15 protein-coding genes and 1 pseudogene are annotated in these 17,719 nt (G+C 52.6%); 6 read left to right on the top strand and 10 right to left on the bottom strand.

Going from position 1 to position 17,719, the window contains the following annotated elements:
* Position 1: 1 nt before the first annotated feature.
* From ACTZWV_RS01505 to ACTZWV_RS01490, 4 genes and pseudogenes are all read right to left on the bottom strand, one after another.
* A pseudogene (locus tag ACTZWV_RS01505) lies at positions 2-2,122 on the bottom strand (TonB-dependent siderophore receptor).
* Positions 2,123-2,256: 134 nt separating this feature from the next.
* A complete protein-coding gene (locus tag ACTZWV_RS01500) occupies positions 2,257-4,560 on the bottom strand; it encodes a toxin-antitoxin system YwqK family antitoxin (RefSeq protein WP_444784840.1) in 2,304 nt (767 codons plus the stop codon).
* 117 nt (positions 4,561-4,677) lie between these two features.
* Positions 4,678-5,709: a LacI family DNA-binding transcriptional regulator gene (locus ACTZWV_RS01495; RefSeq protein ID WP_444784839.1), complete on the bottom strand. Its 1,032-nt coding sequence runs from the start codon at positions 5,707-5,709 to the stop codon at positions 4,678-4,680.
* 184 nt (positions 5,710-5,893) lie between these two features.
* Positions 5,894-6,352, bottom strand: coding sequence for a hypothetical protein (locus tag ACTZWV_RS01490; RefSeq protein WP_444784838.1), 459 nt, complete (start codon positions 6,350-6,352; stop codon positions 5,894-5,896).
* Between the two features lie 159 nt (positions 6,353-6,511).
* Between ACTZWV_RS01490 and ACTZWV_RS01485 the strand changes: the two genes are divergently transcribed.
* The 4 genes from ACTZWV_RS01485 to ACTZWV_RS01470 are packed head-to-tail and all read left to right on the top strand — an operon-like array spanning position 6,512 to position 9,690.
* Positions 6,512-7,372, top strand: a complete 861-nt coding sequence (locus tag ACTZWV_RS01485; RefSeq protein WP_444784837.1) for a MipA/OmpV family protein — start codon at positions 6,512-6,514, stop codon at positions 7,370-7,372.
* Entirely contained in the window at positions 7,372-7,749 is a 378-nt protein-coding gene (locus tag ACTZWV_RS01480) for a DUF3019 domain-containing protein (RefSeq protein ID WP_444784836.1), read from the top strand. The genes ACTZWV_RS01485 and ACTZWV_RS01480 overlap by 1 nt, the downstream gene beginning before the upstream one ends.
* Positions 7,749-8,441, top strand: coding sequence for a response regulator (locus tag ACTZWV_RS01475; protein WP_444784835.1), 693 nt, complete (start codon positions 7,749-7,751; stop codon positions 8,439-8,441). Before ACTZWV_RS01480 ends, ACTZWV_RS01475 begins: the two co-directional genes overlap by 1 nt.
* A 19-nt stretch (positions 8,442-8,460) precedes the next feature.
* Positions 8,461-9,690, top strand: coding sequence for an ATP-binding protein (locus ACTZWV_RS01470; protein WP_444784834.1), 1,230 nt, complete (start codon positions 8,461-8,463; stop codon positions 9,688-9,690).
* Here the strand turns inward: ACTZWV_RS01470 and ACTZWV_RS01465 are convergent.
* Both ACTZWV_RS01465 and ACTZWV_RS01460 read right to left on the bottom strand, forming a co-directional pair.
* The gene (locus tag ACTZWV_RS01465) at positions 9,685-10,359 is read right to left on the bottom strand and encodes a DUF3334 family protein (RefSeq protein ID WP_444784833.1); all 675 of its coding nucleotides are present in this window, start codon (positions 10,357-10,359) and stop codon (positions 9,685-9,687) included. The two genes, ACTZWV_RS01470 and ACTZWV_RS01465, sit on opposite strands and share 6 nt — an antisense overlap.
* Positions 10,360-10,415: 56 nt before the next feature.
* A complete protein-coding gene (locus ACTZWV_RS01460; protein WP_444784832.1) occupies positions 10,416-11,153 on the bottom strand; it encodes a substrate-binding periplasmic protein in 738 nt (245 codons plus the stop codon).
* Positions 11,154-11,326: 173 nt separating this feature from the next.
* Between ACTZWV_RS01460 and ACTZWV_RS01455 the strand changes: the two genes are divergently transcribed.
* On the top strand, positions 11,327-12,505 hold the full coding sequence (locus tag ACTZWV_RS01455; RefSeq protein ID WP_444784831.1) for a Bcr/CflA family efflux MFS transporter: 1,179 nt from the start codon (positions 11,327-11,329) through the stop codon (positions 12,503-12,505).
* Here ACTZWV_RS01455 and ACTZWV_RS01450 read toward each other — a convergent pair.
* Positions 12,502-12,654, bottom strand: coding sequence for a hypothetical protein (locus ACTZWV_RS01450; RefSeq protein WP_444784830.1), 153 nt, complete (start codon positions 12,652-12,654; stop codon positions 12,502-12,504). The two genes, ACTZWV_RS01455 and ACTZWV_RS01450, sit on opposite strands and share 4 nt — an antisense overlap.
* 51 nt (positions 12,655-12,705) lie before the next feature.
* Positions 12,706-14,499, bottom strand: coding sequence for an SLC13 family permease (locus ACTZWV_RS01445; protein ID WP_444784829.1), 1,794 nt, complete (start codon positions 14,497-14,499; stop codon positions 12,706-12,708).
* Positions 14,500-14,675: 176 nt separating this feature from the next.
* Between ACTZWV_RS01445 and pyrC the strand changes: the two genes are divergently transcribed.
* Positions 14,676-15,707: a dihydroorotase gene (pyrC, locus tag ACTZWV_RS01440; RefSeq protein ID WP_444784828.1), complete on the top strand. Its 1,032-nt coding sequence runs from the start codon at positions 14,676-14,678 to the stop codon at positions 15,705-15,707.
* Between the two features lie 29 nt (positions 15,708-15,736).
* Here the strand turns inward: pyrC and ACTZWV_RS01435 are convergent, their stop codons facing one another.
* Together ACTZWV_RS01435 and ACTZWV_RS01430 are read right to left on the bottom strand one after the other, a co-directional pair.
* Positions 15,737-15,925, bottom strand: a complete 189-nt coding sequence (locus ACTZWV_RS01435; RefSeq protein ID WP_444784827.1) for a hypothetical protein — start codon at positions 15,923-15,925, stop codon at positions 15,737-15,739.
* 142 nt (positions 15,926-16,067) lie between these two features.
* Positions 16,068-17,570 (bottom strand): YifB family Mg chelatase-like AAA ATPase, encoded by a 1,503-nt coding sequence (locus tag ACTZWV_RS01430; RefSeq protein ID WP_444784826.1) that lies wholly within the window; start codon positions 17,568-17,570, stop codon positions 16,068-16,070.
* Positions 17,571-17,719 lie beyond the last annotated feature (149 nt).

The raw sequence follows: 17,719 nt of genomic DNA, 5'->3' as shown, positions 1-17,719 counted from the left end.
ATCAGAAGCTGTAGGTAGTAGTCAGATACAGCCGGCGCGGCTCGCCCGGAAAATGCCCGGTGCGGTCGATAAAACCGCTGCTGGCATAGGTTTTATCAAACAGGTTTTTCACGTTCAGTTGCACCAGCCAGCTTTGCCACTCGGTTTGCCAGCTGATATCAAACACCGTATAGGCTTTTACCGGCTGGCCGCCAATACTTTGCTGCTCGCTCACATAGTCGACTCCGGCGGCAAAAGATGAGTGCAATGCCGGCAATTCATAGCGGCTCCACAGGCCCAGCTGATGCCGCGGCGCATTGGCAAAGCGGCCGTTAAACGCATTGGTAATGCCATTATTGTCCTACATTACCCGGGTATCGTTATAGGCATAGTTCAGGTTCATTACCCAGTTGTCGGCTAAATCACCTAACACATCCAGTTCAAAGCCGCGGCTGCGCACTTCGCCTAAGGCCCGCAGCAGATCGGTATCTTCTCCGCCGAGAGGATCGGCCTGCAGAATATTTTTCCGGGTAATTTCATACACAGCGGTATTAAGCCGGACGCTATCATTTAGCAACGAAAAACGCACGCCGGCTTCATATAAACGCGAGGTTTCCGGCTCGAACGGCCCGCCCACTGCCTCTGCCTGCGACGCTGCCGCCTGCGGCACAAAGCCGGTAGCAGCAACCAGATAACCACGGGCATAGTCGGTTAGCTGATAAGTGGTACCCAGCCGCCACGAGGTATCGTTACCCGATACTTTGCTGCCATCACGCTTGTCGGTGTCTTCAAAGCTGTCCCAGCGCAAGCCCAGCAGCAGGTTCCAATTGTCCGACAGCGTTAACTGATCCTGCAGGTAAAGGCCCTTACGCACGGTTTCGGTATCGGTAATGTTTGGTGTGACGGCGTCAAGGTTATAATCAGCACCGCTGGTTAAACCGTATTGCGGGTTAACCAGGCTCAGGCCGGGCACCACACCACCGCTTTCAACCGGCTGCGCATTGCGGCCGGAAAAAAAGGAAGCCTGCTGCAGGTAGTCAGCTCCTACCAACAGTGTATGCTCAACACCTGCAGTGCTTAGCTCAATAATATTGTTCCAGGTCACACTGACAGAATCATTTTCGCGGTTTTGGTCGCGAAACTGCCGAGCGCAGTAATCAATAACACCATCACCATCGCGATCATAACTGCAAAACGGCTCATGATAGTTTTGCAGCTCCTGGTTTTGGTAACCGCGCACGGTAACATCGCTACTCCAGTAAGCGTTTATCTGCTGTTCCAAACGAGCCTGATACACTTCGGCGCTGAGTAGCTGAAAGTCGCTGCTTTCATTATGGTTCCAGCTGCGATCGGCCAGAAAGTTACCCTTAGCATCCACCACCACACCACGTAAACGCGCACCGGCGTAGTCTTGCTCTACGTCGGTGTATTGCAGTGTCAGCGTAGTGTCCTGCGTCAGGTCGATGGCATAGCCAAAGTCAAGGATCTGGTTTTCCACGTCGGTATTTTGCCGGAACGGCTGTTCGCTGTCTTTGTATATGCCGGCACGATAACGCTGGGCCGCATCGTCGGTTAACGGGCCGCTCAGCTCCAGCGAGCCACTGTAAAAACTGTCATTACCCAGCGCCAGTTTTAACTGCCTCTGCGCTAAGGCGGTCGGTTTTTTTGTGCTGTAGTTGATCAGGCCGCCCGGCGCCATACTGCCATACAGCGCACCGGCTGCGCCTTTTAGCACCTGAATTTCTGCTACGTTAAATAACTGCGGCACCGCGAAGCCATTAAACGGGTCGCCGCGTACACCATCATATAAGATTTCGTCCTGGCGAAAGCCACGAAAGGTCACGCCGGAATAACTAAAGCTGCTAACCCCGCTCATGCTGCGATACAAGTCGGTAATTTGCCGTGCCGCCTGATCGCGGATCAGGGCTTCGGGCAATACCTGAATATTCTGCGGCACTTCATCCAGTGCAGTATCGGTGCGGGTGGCCAGGCTGGAAGAATCAACCCGGTACAGGGTTTGCGCGCGGCCTTTTACTTCGATGTGCTCCAGCGCCGCGCCGGCCGTGGTTTCAGTATTGGCATGAGTAGCAGCAGAGAGTGCCGTGGCGCAGAGCAGACTGACAGCAGAGAGACGGAACTTCATAACACAACCTGTATCGCAAGAGGGATTAAACAGGTCGCGAAGTGTAAATGATAACAATTACCATTACAATAAAATTGAACTAAAAACTGTAAGGCAAAACGCTGCTACCATTGCCGGCAGCAGCGTTGACGGTGTTAGCCTTTATGCTCGGTTTTAATCAGTTTGCCGTGCTGATCAAAGTACTGCCAGTCGCCGGACGGACGGTTGCTGATATAGCCGCCCTGAGTACGTACCTGGCCGTTGGGCCAGTATTCCAGCCACTCGCCTTCTTTGCGATCGCGCAGGTAATCGCCCAGCTGCAGCGGTTTGCCGTTCGGATGAAAGTATTCGGCTTTGCCTTCTTTTAAGCCTTTAACATAGTGTTCCTGTTGCTGCGGCCGGCCGTTTAAATGGAACAGCTTATAGTTGCCATGCGGCTTGTCGTACTCGTACTCAATTTCGCTTTTCAGCTGGCCGTTGTCGTAATATTCCCGGGCTAAACCATGCTTACGGCTGGCATCGTAGTGTACCGCCTGCGCTAAAGTGCCGTCTTCAAACCACGACTGCCACAAGCCAAACCACTCGCCCTTTTGCAGTTTACCGGCAATTTTCGGCTCACCGTTGCTAACATAAAACTCTTGGTAATCACCGCTTTTTTCGCCGTTTTGCCACTGTTCAGCTTTATACAAAATGTTTTTCGCGGTGTAAAACTCCGCCTTGCCGTGTTGTTTATTGGCCTGCCAGTGTGTTCTGTATCTGATGGTGCCTTCCGGAATAAAGCCGTACGTCGGATCATCGGCCTGATAATAATATTCCAGCCACTCCCCGGTTTTTTGGTTGTTTTGGTAATAACCACTGTTGCGGCGCCGGCCCTGGTAGTAAGTCACAAAACGGCCTTCGGTTTTGCCGTCAACAAACTCCTGCTCTTTGCTTTTTTCACCCTGTGAATAACTGATCCAGTTACCATGGCGTTTGTTATTAACGTAGTTGCCTTCTTCGGTCAGATCGCCATTACTGGCCCAATACTGGTATTTGCCGTGCAGGGCAAACTTATACTCTGACGGCTTTTTCTCCGCGGCATAATGCTCCAGCTTTTGCGGCTTACCGCTATCGTAAAAGCTTTGGTAGCGCCCGGTCAGTTGGCCGTCTTTGCGCTCACCTTCTTCACGCAGGGTGCCGTTAATATGCCAGCTTTTGAAAGGTCCGCTGAGCTGGCCGTCAACATAGCTGTTTTGCTCGCGCGGCTCACCGGAGGAGTAAAAGGTTTTACTCAAACCATGGCGCTTACCGGCCTTATACTGCGATTCTTCTACCAGCTTGTCAGCCTGAAAGCGCTGATGCACGCCATCACGCTCACCCATAACATAGCCGGATAACTCTATTGCCCGGCCATTGTCCTGAAAACGCTGAAATACACCATGCAACGGGAACTGACCGTTAGCGCTGCGCTCTGTGGTGTGGTAGTTAATGCGCTGCGCCAGTTCACCGTTGCTGTGATAGTGCAATTGCTCGCCGGCTTGCATGCCGTCAATATAATGCAGCTTTTCCAGCAGTTGCCCCTCTGCGCTCAGCCGTTGCTGTTCGCCGTGCAATTTGCCCTGCTGATACAGCGATAACGCAATCAACTGGCCGTTAGCGTGAAACTCGCGGCACTCGCCGTGCTGTACGCCATGCTGATAATTACAGCTGCTGACCAGAGTACCATCAGTGCTGAACTGCTCACTGTTGCCATGACGCTTGCCGCTGACATAGTTAACCTTTGCAGCCGGCACCCCGGCGGCGTGAAACTGCTGCCACTGGCCGTGTTGCTGGCCCTTTGCATCGTACTCCCCCTGCAACAGCACGTTGCCCTGCTCATCGTTACTTTGATACAACCCGGTTAACTGATTATTGGCATAGGTCCACTGCTCGGCTACTGCACCGTTCAGGTGGAAGGTTTGCCAGGCGCCGTGACGCAGGTTGTTCTGATAGGTTTCAACACTCTGCAGCTTGCCGTTATCATAAAAGCGGCTGACATTAATTTTTTCGCCGCGCTCAAAGCGGGTAGTTTCCACTATTTGGCGTTGGCTGTTAAAGCGTTGCCACTCACCGCTGGCAACACCGGCTTCATAATGCTCAATTTGCTCAATGCTGCCATCGACAGCAAAGTATTGCCATTGGCCATGCTGCCGTCCGGCCTGGTAGTGGCCGCTAAGCACAGGCTGATTACGCTGATCAAATACCTGCCAACTGCCCTGTACCAGGCCCTGGTCAAAGGTGGCCAGAGTGTAACCCTGGCTATCGCGCACCAGCCGGTATTCGCCCTGCAGCGGCAAGCCGTTGCTAAGGTTGTAATACACATCGACGCCTTCAACCTGGCGTACGTCCAGCATCCGGTTGGCTAAGGTTTGGCTGGCCATGGACGGTGCGCTAACAAACAGACACAGCAGTAGTACAGCAGAGTAAAAACGGGCGGGCATGCTTTTGTTCCTGATTTACTGAATATTCCGGCGCGGAATATTAACACAAAGCTGCAGCAAGGTAAGCAGGGTTATGATTTGGTAAATGATGCGGTGCCGGCTGCAGCGGCCGGCCACTTAATTCAGATAAAAGCCGCAAGATTGGCGAATAATCAGTTTCGGTTCTATCTGGCTGACGCTGATAGGTTGGTTGTTGATCAATTGCAGCAGGTTGTTCACCAGCAACTCGCCGGCTTGGGTGGTATCTTGTTGAATCGTGCTCAGCGCCGGAGTAGCAAAAGACGCCACCGGAATATCATCAAAGCCCATTACGGCGATGTCTTCCGGCACACGCAAATTGCGCCGTTTCAGGCAACGCATTACGCCAATGGCAATAAGATCGCTGGCGCAGAAAATCGCATCCACCTGGTGGCCGGCGGCCAATAACTGTTCGGTGGCGCTATCGCCGGCGCTTTCGGTTGATATGGCATCAAAGTGCGGTACTTGCGCTTCTTTTATGCCGGCCATATTTAACGCATCAATAAAGCCCAAATAACGCGCGCTAAATTCCGGGCTGCCCTCAGAAGCATTGCCGATAAAAGCGAATTTCTTATGCCCGGTAGCTAACAGGTGCTCGCCGGCTAAGCGGCCGCCTTCGCGGTTATTGCTGCGCAGGGTAAACTCGGGATGGCCCAGCACTTCAGCGCCCCAGCAGACAAAATGCGTTTCCTGCGCCAGCAGCTTGGCCAGTTTTTCTTCGTAATCTTTATAATCGCCGTAGCCAAGCAAAATAATGCCGTCGGCTTTATTGCTGTCTTCATAGTCGGCGTGCCAGTCGTCGCTTAGCTGCTGAAACGACACCAGTAAGTCCTGGCCGCGTTTGGCGCAGGCACGGGTAATGCTGCCAAGCATAGATAAGAAAAACGGGTTAATCAGCGACTCATCTGTGGTGGGGTCTTCAAACAACAGCAAAGCCAAGGTGCTGCTACGCTGCTGGCGCAGATTACTGGCATTTTTATCGACTTTATAATTCAGTTGCCGCGCTATCGCCTGCACTTTTTCACGGGTGGCTTTATTTACCTGCGGGCTGTTACGCAGCGCGCGTGATACGGTAGACTGCGACACACCGGCCATATAAGCAATGTCGAATGAAGTGGCTTTGTCTTTCATCTGAGTGCTCTGCTGTGACAGCGAAATTACTGCATAATACAGCGCAGTCGGATCGAACTCTGACAAGCGCCTTATAATTGTTATGGCGGTATCATAGAGGGAATTGACGCTGGATTCAATTTCGTTCTGTGCCTGCCACCTGCAGTTATACCATACTGCACGCCGGCCCGATCACCCTTTGCCGTTAACAACTGATCATTTGTGGCTGCTCTGTGATGGCCAGAGGCTTATTCACTTTAGGAAACAGTACTAACAACCAGGGCTGCTGTACTATGGCAGGCTGCGGACAGCCTTCGGCGGCGTACTGCGGCTGCAGCGTAATGCTAACCTGCTGCGCCACGGCACTAAAGCTAACTGCATCCAATGTTAAAGCGGCAGGCTGCGCTCCTGACATCACCAGCAATACCTGATAATTGTTAAAGTCAAACGTCTCCGGCATACCGCTGCGGTTCAGTACACGGTAAAAAATATCGTCGTACGCGCTTTGGCTGCCAATCACCTGCAGACGTTTATCATCGCTTTGGGCAGAATTGCCTGTGGCAATAATCTGATATGCACTGGTGTCGTCTGCAGTCAGATCCTGCACACAACCACTCAGCAGGCATAACAACGGCAGCAATATGGCCGGCAAAACAGCTCTCATCAGGTATCCTCGATGCTTTTTTCCCAGTGTAGTCAGGCGGCTCTTGACTTACTGTGACTAATCACAGCAAATTGTGAAACATTGTTATGCCGGCTTATGTCCGGCGGTACAACTTGCTACACTCTCACAGCTGAAATTCTGTCTGAAAAAAGGTGCACCTTGCCATACTTGTTACTGCTACTTTGTCTGCTGAGTATGACGGCTAATGCCGATACAGCCGATACAACAGTTGGCTGCGATTTGGAATCGTTGTGCGCGACGGAGCAACAACTGCATTTAAGCTTTGCGCTGGGCTATGGCCAGCGCAGCAATCCGCTGTATGGCGGTGAAGAGCTGCCGCTGGTGCTGTTACCCGATATTTACTACTACGCCGAGCACTGGTTTTTTGATAACGGCAAGCTGGGGACCGGTTGGGCCTTGTCGGAGCAATGGCACCTGAGCCTGCTCGGCCAGTTTAATCAGGAGAAAGGTTATTTCCAAAAATGGTTTGGCGGCAATGCGTTTCAATTCAGCAGTGCCACACCGGGCCTCAGCATTACCGACGAGCGCTATGGCCCGCTGCAAGCCTCAGTGCGGGAAATCAGCAAAAGGCCCACCGCCTTTGATTTGGGCCTGCAACTGGACTGGTTTGCTACTAACTGGCAGCTGCAAGCCGTGCTGTGGCAGGATGTCAGCAACACCTACCAGGGCCAGCATGCCACTGTCAGTATGGCGCGTAACTGGCAAAGCCGGTTTGGTAATTGGCAACTGGGCGCTAAATTACACTGGAAAAGCGCCAAACTGATTGATACTTACTATGGCATTGATAATAATGAGCCTTTCTATCTGCCGCGCTACAACGGCAAGGCCAGTTGGCAACCGGAATTGCGCCTGAGCTGGCAAAAGCCGGTATCAGAGCGTGTCAGCCTGCTAACCTTTTTGCGCTATTTATCACTGGACGATGCCATGACTGACAGCCCGCTGGTTAAATCAGACAACGTTACCACCTGGTTCCTCGGCATAAGCTACCGGTTTTATTAATGCCCGGATTTTGGTTGTTGCTACTGCTTAACGGCGTAACACCACAAGTGCCGGCGGCGGCTTGTGCCGCCGCGATATGCTGGGATGTCAGCCCGCAAATTTGTGTCACAGAGCAACGCGATCAAAGCTGCCGCACCCAACTACAATTAAGTTGGCACAGCCATACCCCGCTTAGCGCCTGTTTATTCTTGGCTGAGCAAAAACTGCATTGCTGGCACGACGAAACCGTTGGCCACTGGCAACAACTGTTGGCCTGGCAAAACGCAGCCTTAACACTGCGTACTGCTGATAACCGGGTACTGCTGCATACCGATTTACAGGTATTAAGCCGCAAACCTGCCCGACGCCGATTAAGCAGCCCCTGGAGTATATTTTGATGGCAAAAATACTGTTGGTCGAAGACGATATCCGCCTGGCCTCATTAGTACAAAGCTTTTTGACCCAGCACGGTTTTGTGGTGCAGCTGCAAAGCCAGGGCGATGCCGTGGCAGAGCATTGCCGCCAGTTTCAACCGGATTTAATTGTACTGGACCTGATGCTGCCCGGCTTAGACGGCTTTGGTGTATGCCGCCAGATCCGCCCCTGGTTTAAGGGCCCGGTACTAATGTTAACGGCCAAACAAAGTGATATTGATCAGGTGTTAGGGCTGGAACTGGGCGCCGACGACTACGTAGTCAAACCTGTGGAGCCCCGGGTACTGGTAGCACGCATTAACGCCTTACTGCGCCGTACCCAAACTGCCAGCAAAACCGAGCAGCAAGAGCTGCAGTTTAACCGCTTATGGCTAAAGCAGCGCTCGCGCGAAGCCTGGTATGACAACGAACGGGTGGAGCTGACCAGCTACGAATTTGATTTACTCTGGATGCTGGCGAAGCACGCCGGCCAAACGGTTAAGCGCGAGGCCATTCACCAACAAATTATCGGCCGTGAATATGACGGCCTTGATCGCACCGTGGATGTGCGCATTTCGCATTTACGCCGCAAACTGGGCGACAACGCCGAAACACCGTTCCGGATAAAAACCGTGTGGGGCAAGGGCTATTTGTTTGTTGCTGATGCCTGGCACTAGCGCGGTTTGAACCGATAATATGCAGCGGCTGTTCTGGCATTTCTATTTATTTTTGTTTTTGGTGCTGCTGGGTATCGGCTGGGCCGTGGAACAATTATGGCAGCAATGGCAACCAGCCGCGGCACCGCCCTGGCTTGCCAGCTACACCAGCTTGCTGCAACAGCAGGTGCAACAACCGCAAACCAGCTGGCCGGCTACCATTCAACTGCCTTACACTGCCATAGCAGCAAACAGCATTGGTTGGCTGGAGCAGGAGCAACAGCAACTGCAACGCGGTGAAGTGCTGGCGCTGTTTGAAGATAACCAGGTGTATTTCTATTATCTGCAGCAACAGCAGCTCTGGCGTTTCGGCCCCTTGCCGTTAACGCAAAACGACGGTGCCACCTGGTTTACCCTGTTGTTCTTTTTGCTGTTGGCCATTGCCGTCGCCCTATGGCTGGGGCCGGTAGCCCGTGATATCCGCCGGCTGCAGCACAGTTTACAGCGCTTTACCGATAATCGAGATACTGAATTAACCTTACCGGCGCGCTCCTTTATCGCTCCCATAGCAAAAAGCTTTGCCGATATGAGTGAGCGCATCCGCGACTTGTTGAACCTGCAGCGCGAAATGACCCATGCGGTATCACACGAACTGCGCACCCCTATCGCCAGGCTGAGTTTTGCGCTGGAAATGGCGGAGCAGTTGCCGGCACAAGAGCGTCAGCTAATGCTGCAGGACGTGCGCGAGCTGCAGCAACTGGTCGATGAAATTCTGGATTATGCACGGCTGGAAACCGGCCAGTTGCCGCTGCAACTGCAACAAATTAACTTAATTGAGTTAATTAACAATGTACGGGAAAAGCTGGCCCCGCTGCCGGGCGCCGATATCAGCTTGCAGTTACCCGGCAGTGCCATCCTGTACGCCGATGGCCATTATCTGGAACGGGCGTTACAAAACGTGCTGGTGAATGCGAAAAAATATGCAAAGCAACATATCTGTTTATGCCTGACACAGCATAAACAGCACTGGCAAATTAGCGTCGACGATGACGGCCCGGGTATAGCACCGGAGTTACGGCAACAAATTTTACAGCCGTTTTTTCGCATTGAAGCCAGCCGTAATAAACAGGCTGGCGGCTTTGGTTTAGGCCTGGCGATAGTGCAACGGGTAATGCAGTGGCATCAGGGCAGTGTCACAGTGACAGAGTCAGCGAAGGGCGGCGCCCGTTTTGTGCTTAGCCTGCCGCAACGCCGCCCCGCTCAGTTATAAGCCCAGGTTCTTCATAAAGTCGTCGTCAACATCCATATCAACGCTAACGGTATTTTCCGGCTTGTATTGCTGCGCATTGGCCAAAATATCGTCCGGATGCTCCTGCTCGGCTTTGTCAAACTCATGCAATTGAATAAATTCGGTTTTATCCATTGCCAGCTCAAGATAAAAAATATTATGTTCCGGCGTACTGAAAGTGACCCGGCGCGCCTGCGGCTGGTCCAGTTGGGTATTAATCAGAATTTGTACCTGCTTATTTATCGCCATCATTTTCGGCTGGCTCTGATTAATTGAGGTTTGTAAGTCGTAACGCACGGTGTTGGTAAAGTCACCGACGATCTGGTTCATCAGCTCACCCATCACATTACCAACCTCGTCCGAGGTATGGAACTGTGCCAGCTCATCTTCCGGCATGCCCATGCTCATCAGGTATTTTTTATAGATTTCCATCGCCGCGGGGGCTGTAAAATTAATAATCACCAACCCGGAGAAACCGCCGTCAAACAACACAAAACAGCCAAGATCAGGCCGCAGGCAGGTTTTTTGAATTTTTTGCACCATCGGCGAGTAAGCAACATTGTGGTTACCGGCACCGGACAGTACCTTGGTAACAGACTGACATAGCGTCAGTAGTATTTCATCTGTAGTAATTATCTTGGTTTTTTTCATTCTGGCATCCTAACCTGCTTAGTTACATTAGTATAAGCGCAATGCTTACCGTTAAGCTATTTTGTTGCTACTGCAGCAGGTGCGTGCCACTGCAGAATAGCGGTTAACTCACCGCTTTGCGCCAGCTTTGCCAGCCCATGATCAAACGCCGCGGCGTGTTCCGGCAGCCAGCAGGCCGCGGGATAGGATTTGGCGTCAAATATCGGATGGATAGCGAGCCTGATGTGGGGTGCCAGCTTGGCCGCCAGATACAGCAGCACCCGTTGCTCCCCCACCACCAACTGCACTCTGTCACTGAACAGCAATTCCAGTTGCAACTCCCGCTCAGCCAGTTCCAGGTAAGCCGCCGTACTGACGGCCTGCGCAAAGTCTGCGCCCAATACCTGCTGCGCCTGTTGGTAGGCGGCGATACGCTTATCACGCAAATCGTGCAGGCTATTTACCGTCAAGCCGGTATCTTGCCGGCTAATAGCAACATCCTGAAAGGGTAAATAAGGTTGTGTATAGCTGGCCCCATCTACCGGTATCGCCACCGGTGAAGCGCAATCGAGTTTTTTATCGGCAAATTGCTTTAACAAGCGGCTGTAACTGTGAAACTCATACTGCACCTGATAGCCGGCTTCACTAAAGATGCGTGACACCAGCCGGTATTCATAGCCGTCCGGCTCACCTTGCGCATCGAAAAATGACCAGGGCGCGGACAAATGCAAGCCAACACGCAGTGGCTGTGCCGCCTGCAGTAACGGCAGCGGCAACAGCATGATCAACATCATCAGGTAGCGGCAACATTTCATAAAGGCACAACAGCTTTATCTAATTTAACGCATTACACTGCTTTGGGCCGGCAAATGCAAATTACGCTGCCTCTGACAGACATATTTAGTAACCCATTTTTACATTGCGTTGTTAGGCGGCAGCAGCAAAACCGCGTATTATATAGCGCCGCTGAATTAAGAGCCTGAAGCCCATGCCCCAAAAACCCGCCGGTTGGATCATTATATTACTGGCCGCTGTCGTTGCTACTACCCCTTTGGCAATAGATATGTACCTGCCGGCTATGCCAATCATGGCGCAGCAACTGAATACCTCTATTGGTATGGTGCAGCAATCGCTGAGTATTTTCCTCGCCTTCTTTGGTATCAGTATGCTGATCTGCGGCCCGCTGGCCGACAGTTTCGGTCGCCGGCCGCTGGCTATTTTCGGTTTAACCGGTTTTGTGCTGGCCAGCATAGCCTTAAGTTTAGTGAGTACCATAGAGTGGTTTTTGTTCTGGCGCGCGCTGCAAGCCTTGTGTGGCGCGGCGGCAACAGTAGTGGTGCCCGGCATAGTACGGCATATTTATCAGGAGCATACCGCTAAGGGTATGTCTTATGTATCAATGATCATGATGCTGGCGCCCTTGCTGGCCCCGGCTATTGGCAGCGGCGTGCTGTGGCTGGCTAACTGGCAGATGATTTTTGTCTCACTGGCGGCCTATGCCGTCATTATTTTACTGTTAAGCTGGCGCTACTTGCCGGAAATCAAACCAGCCGGCACAGTACAGAAAATGGCCTTTTTTGCCGGTTATAAGGTGGTATTTTCCCGTGTTTCTGCACGGCCGGATATTGCTACCTCAATGTTCGCCTCATTTTCCTTTTTTTGTTTTTTAACCGCAGTGCCCTTTGTCTATATCAAATTTTTTGGTGTAGACGAGCAGCAATTTAGCCTGCTGTTCGGCTTTAACGTGCTGATGCTGATGTTGGCTAATTTTATTAACAGTCGGCTGGTAACCCGTTTAGGGCCGCAACGTATGCTGCGTGCCGGCCTGGCGCTGGCAATAATAAGCGCCAGCGCGTTAACACTGTTTAACTTCTGGCAATTTGAATTGGTCTACACTGTGCTGTCAATTGCCCCGCTGATGGCCAGCTTAAGCTTAATTGCAACCAATGCCGATGCGATGATCCTGATGAAATTTCCGGATAACAGTGGCACGGCCACGGCGGTTATCGGCACCTTGCGCTTTGGCATCGGCGCCTTGGCCGGGCCATTGCTGGCGCTGTTTTATAATGGCACGCCGTTGCCGTTTTCATTGCTGATGCTGGCCGGCGTATTGTGTATTGCAGTAAGTCAGTTATGGCATAAACCGGTTAGCGCCGGCACCGGTTAAATCTTACAGGCGCCACCACTGCACTCGTCGTCTTCGTCGCCATATTGTGGTTCGTCAGCACGGTTAAGCTCATCCTGCTGCTGACGCTCTACATTTTGCTCAGCGGCAGCAAAGTCCAGATGATCCAAATCAAAATCCAGCTCAGACATAGTATTTCTCCTGCGTTAAACGCGTTTAGTGTAGCAAAGGCCGGCGGCAGACTAAAGCGGCCAGAACCATAAAAGTGCCGGTACCGACACCGACACCACCAGTATTTCCAGCGGCAAGCCCAGCCGCCAGTAATCACCGAATTTAAACCCGCCCGGCCCCAAAATAAGCGTATTATTCTGATGCCCTATCGGCGTTAAAAAGGCACAAGATGCGCCTATGGCTACCGCCATTAAAAAGCTGTCGCTGCTTACATCTAACTGCCTGGCAATGCTCACTGCTATCGGGCACATTACGGCAGCAGTGGCAGCATTATTCATAAAGTCGGACAAGGTCATGGTTAACACCAGCAGCAGGACCAACGCTATTACGGCGCTGCCCTGCGATAAGTATTGCAGCATAAACTCCGCCAATAAACCGGCAGCGCCGGTTGTTAACATCGCTTCAGCGACCGGAATTAATGCCGCCAACAGCACCACTACCGGCCAATCAATCGCCTGATACACCTTACGCAGCGGCACGGCTTTGAACAACATACTGGCCAGCACCCCCGCCGCGAACGATATCGCCGCCGGCACTAAACCCAAAGCCGCACCGCCTACAGCAAACAGCATAATACTGCCGGTTAACCAAATCCGTTTTTTATCCGGCACCTGAATAGAACGCTCGGCCAATGGCACACAACCAAACTCACTGGCAAAGGCCGCCAGCACGTCCATATCGCCCTGCATCAGTAACACATCACCGGCCGCCAGCTCAGTACGGCGCAGCCGTTTTATCGAGCGGTTGCCCTGGCGCGATAAGGCCAACAAATTAATACCAAAACGGCTGCGCAAGCTAAGGTCAGCCGCCGAACGGCCAATTAACTGCGCATCCGGCAATACCGCCAGCTCCAGCAAAATTTCTTCGCCACCACTCGAATTTACATTGCTCTCTGCGCCGCTGCCGGCCTCCGCTTTAACGTTCTCTTCCAGCGTCAGCCCCAGCTCTGCAAGAATATTACCGAGGGACTCGGGTTCAGCTTCTATTACCAGTACATCATCGGCTTTTAGCATGCGATAGCCGGTAGGCGCCGACACCCGCATTTTATTGCGCACCAGGCCCACTACCTGGGCATCGGCTTCTTCCAGCAGTTGCTCTAATGCCGCCAGGCGTAAACCATCGGCCTTGCCCTTTGCATCTACCCGCACTTCGGTTAAATAGCTGGCAGTATCAAAACCTTCCGCTCCGCTTTGCTGACGCTGCGGCACCAAACGCCAGCCTATCAGCGCAATAAAAGCCACGCCGGCAAGCGCCACCAGCACCCCCACCGGGCTGAAATCAAACATAGCAAAGCTACTGCCCTGGCTGCTGTGGCGAAAACCCGACACGATCAAATTCGGTGGCGTGCCAATCAGGGTAGTCATACCGCCGAGTATTGAACCAAAGGACACCGGCATCAGTACCTGGCCGGGCGTTAAATTCAACCGCGTCGCAGCCTGAATGGCCACCGGCATCATCAGTGCCATGGCACCAACGTTATTCATAAAGGCCGATAGCACGGTAACCAGCGCCGTTAATAGGGCGATGCTGGCCATCACGCCGCTGCTCGCAGGCAATAATTTACGCGCCAGTAAATCTACCGCGCCGCTGTGTTGCAACGCATAACTGAGCACCAACACACAGGCCACAGTAATCACTGCCGGATGGCCAAAACCGCTGAATGCGGTTTCTGCCGGCACCAAACCGGCCGCCACCGCCGCCATCAAGGTTGCCAGGGCTACGGTGTCATGGCGCCAGCGGCCCCAGATAAACAAGGCCACAGTGCTGAATAAAATAGCGAATAACAATCCTTGTTGCAGGGTCATTAACGGCTCCGTGTCGGCTAAATGGCAATACTGGCTAAGCTACGCTGAACCGGCACTTACTACAATAAGCCCCGGCGCAATTTCAGCGCGGCAGGGCGCAGTGCTGATTACTTAGCGGCCGTTACTTGATATCATAGCGCCACTTTTTTCGCCGCAGCAGCTGCAGGAGCGCCCCAATGACAACTCTTACCTTACAAACCCCGGATGACTGGCACTTACATTTTCGTGACGGCGATATGCTGCGCGAAACCGTGCCGGCCACAGCCCGCCAGTTTGCCCGCGCTATTGTTATGCCTAATTTAGTGCCGCCGGTAACCACGGCCGCCATGGCTTTGGCCTATCGCGAGCGGATTTTAGCGGCACGGCCGGCCGGCAGCGACTTTCAGCCGCTGGTAACCTTGTTTTTAACCGATAAAACCAGCGCTGCCGATATCAGCGCCGCCAAAGCCGCCGGAGTGGTAGCCGCCAAGTTGTATCCGGCCGGCGCCACAACCAATTCCAGCGATGCCGTCAGCGCGCTGGGCAGTTTGTATCCGGTGTTTGAAGCCATGGCAGAGCAAGGCATGTTGCTGTTAGTGCATGGCGAAGTGACTGATCATGACATTGATATTTTCGATCGCGAAAAAGTGTTTATCGACCGCTACCTGCAGCATATCGTGGCGCGGCTGCCAACACTGAAAGTGGTGTTTGAGCACATTACTACCGCTGATGCCGCCAGTTTTGTTGCCACGGCTTCTGCCAATGTCGCAGCCACTATTACGCCGCAGCATTTATTATTAAACCGGAATGATTTACTGGTTGGCGGTGTACGGCCACACAACTACTGCCTGCCGGTACTAAAACGCCGTACGCACCAGGAAGCTCTGCGTGCTGCTGTAGCCAGCGGTTCGACTAAGTTCTTTTTAGGCACAGATTCCGCGCCGCATGAAAAACACCGTAAAGAGTCAGCCTGTGGTTGCGCCGGCTGTTACAGCGCCCACAGTGCAATAGAGCTGTATGCCCAGGTGTTTGATGATTTAGGTTGCCTGGATAAGCTGGAAGGCTTTGCCAGCCATTACGGCGCCGACTTTTACGGCCTGCCGCGCAACAGCGGTACGGTAACGCTGCAAAAACAGCAGTGGCAGGTGCCACATGAAATTACCCTGCCAAACGGTAACCCGATAGTACCGTTTTATGCCGGCGAGACCCTGAACTGGAAACTACTATAACCCTGAGGCGCTGCAGCATCAGTTGAATGCTACAGCGCCTTTTCATACTCCAGACAAAACTGATCAAATTCGCTGGCAGACATCTTTATTACTTCATCTGCTGCCGAAAAATACAGTTCGCCTAAATTTTCAAAGTATATCGGTTGGCCAACATCTGCTGGCGAGACAACCCGCTTGGTTTCGGTGTGGCACAATAATCCGTTCTGTCTAATCCACATTTATCTGTCCTTAGATAAAACATAATTCTTTAATAACCGCCGTCAATATTGTTTTGCTACCGGCGTGCCTAATGCTAAAGCCAGATTATTTTACCCAATAACGTCACAATGTAAATGTTATGATGCCATTTAATATATTAAATTAACTTTTAAGGTAACTTAGTAGTCGCTCCAGCGCGCGATAACTTAATGCCTCCATTAAATGCGCGCGGCTTATTTGCGCTTGTTGCTGTAAGTCTGCAATGCTGCGCGCGACTTTAATAATCTTATGGTAGGTGCGCGCCGACAGCTTAAAGCGGTGAATAGTATCTTCCAAAAATTGCGCGTCGGCTCGCTGTAACGGGCAAAAATCGGCGATTTCGCTGCCGCTTAAGCGGGCATTAGCCTTACCCTGGCGCGCCAGTTGCAACTGTCTGGCAGCCAGCACCCGCTCGCGCACACTGGCACTGCTTTCCTCCTGCGTCTGCTGGCTTAGCATACCTTTAGGCAATAGCGGCACTTCAATTTGCAATTCAATGCGATCGATAAAAGGCCCGGATAAGCGGTTTAAATAGCGCATTACTTGCTCAGGTGTAGCACGGCCGTCCTGATGGTGCCCCGTTGGGCTGGGGTTTAGTGCTGCCACCAGCTGAAACTGTGCCGGAAACTCGGCCTGGCGCGCTGCGCGGCTGATATGTACCACCCCGGTTTCCAGCGGTTCGCGTAATACATCCAGCACCTTACGCGGAAATTCCGGTAACTCGTCTAAAAATAAAATACCATGGTGCGACAACGATATTTCGCCCGGCCTGGGTACAGAACCACCACCTACCAATGCCACTGCAGAGCTGGTGTGATGCGGCGATCTGAACGGTCGTTGCTGCCAGTCAGTTAAATTACGCTTTAACCCGGCAATAGAATAAATGGCCGCTGTGGCCAGTGCTTCCTGTTCTGTCAGCGGCGGCATAATACCGGGCAAACGCTGCGCCAGCATTGATTTACCGGTACCGGCCGGGCCCAGCATTAGCAGGTTATGCTCACCGGCGGCGGCAATCTCTAACACCCGTTTGGCATGAGCCTGGCCTTTTACATCAGCCAGATCCGGCAAATGTTGTTGTTCGCGTGCCGGTAAGACGGGGATTGGCGGCAGCGGTTGTTGTGCCAGCAAAAAGCTGTGTACCTGCAGCAAATGCTCCGCGCCATGCACCGCCACCTTGGGCACTTGCTGCGCCTGCTGTGCGTTTAGCATTGGCAGCACCACTTCGCGGCCGGCATCACGGCAGGCTATAGCCACCGGAATTTCGCCTACTATGCTGCGGATCTCACCGGACAGCGCCAGCTCGCCGCAAAACTCATAGCCGTGCAGGCTTTTCTCTGCCAACTGGCCGGAGGCAACGATGATGCCCAACGCTATCGGCAAATCAAACCGGCCGCCTTCTTTGGGTAAATCGGCCGGGGCTAAATTTACGGTAATTTTACGGTCGGGAAAGGCAAAACCACTGTTCACCATGGCACTGCGCACACGGTCACGTGACTCCTTTACTGAGGTTTCCGGCAAGCCGACTAACTGAAATGCCGGCAAGCCATTACTGATATGCACTTCCACCGTCACCAGGGGGGCATCCAGGCCATGGCGGGCGCGGCTGTAAACAACGGCCAGTGACATCCTGTCTCCGCTAGCAATCAAAAGATAACTAATATTTATTCAATTGTTAAATATATGCAAGCAAATGGGTGATTTATTAGCTTGTTATGCCACAAAGAAGCTTAATCTGCCGGATCACAGCGGATAAAAACGGTTATGCTAAGCTTGTT

It is taken from the genome of Rheinheimera sp. NSM, assembly GCF_052380015.1.
Lineage (GTDB): Bacteria > Pseudomonadota > Gammaproteobacteria > Enterobacterales > Alteromonadaceae > Alishewanella.
This window is presented reverse-complemented; position numbering and strand designations above follow the sequence as displayed.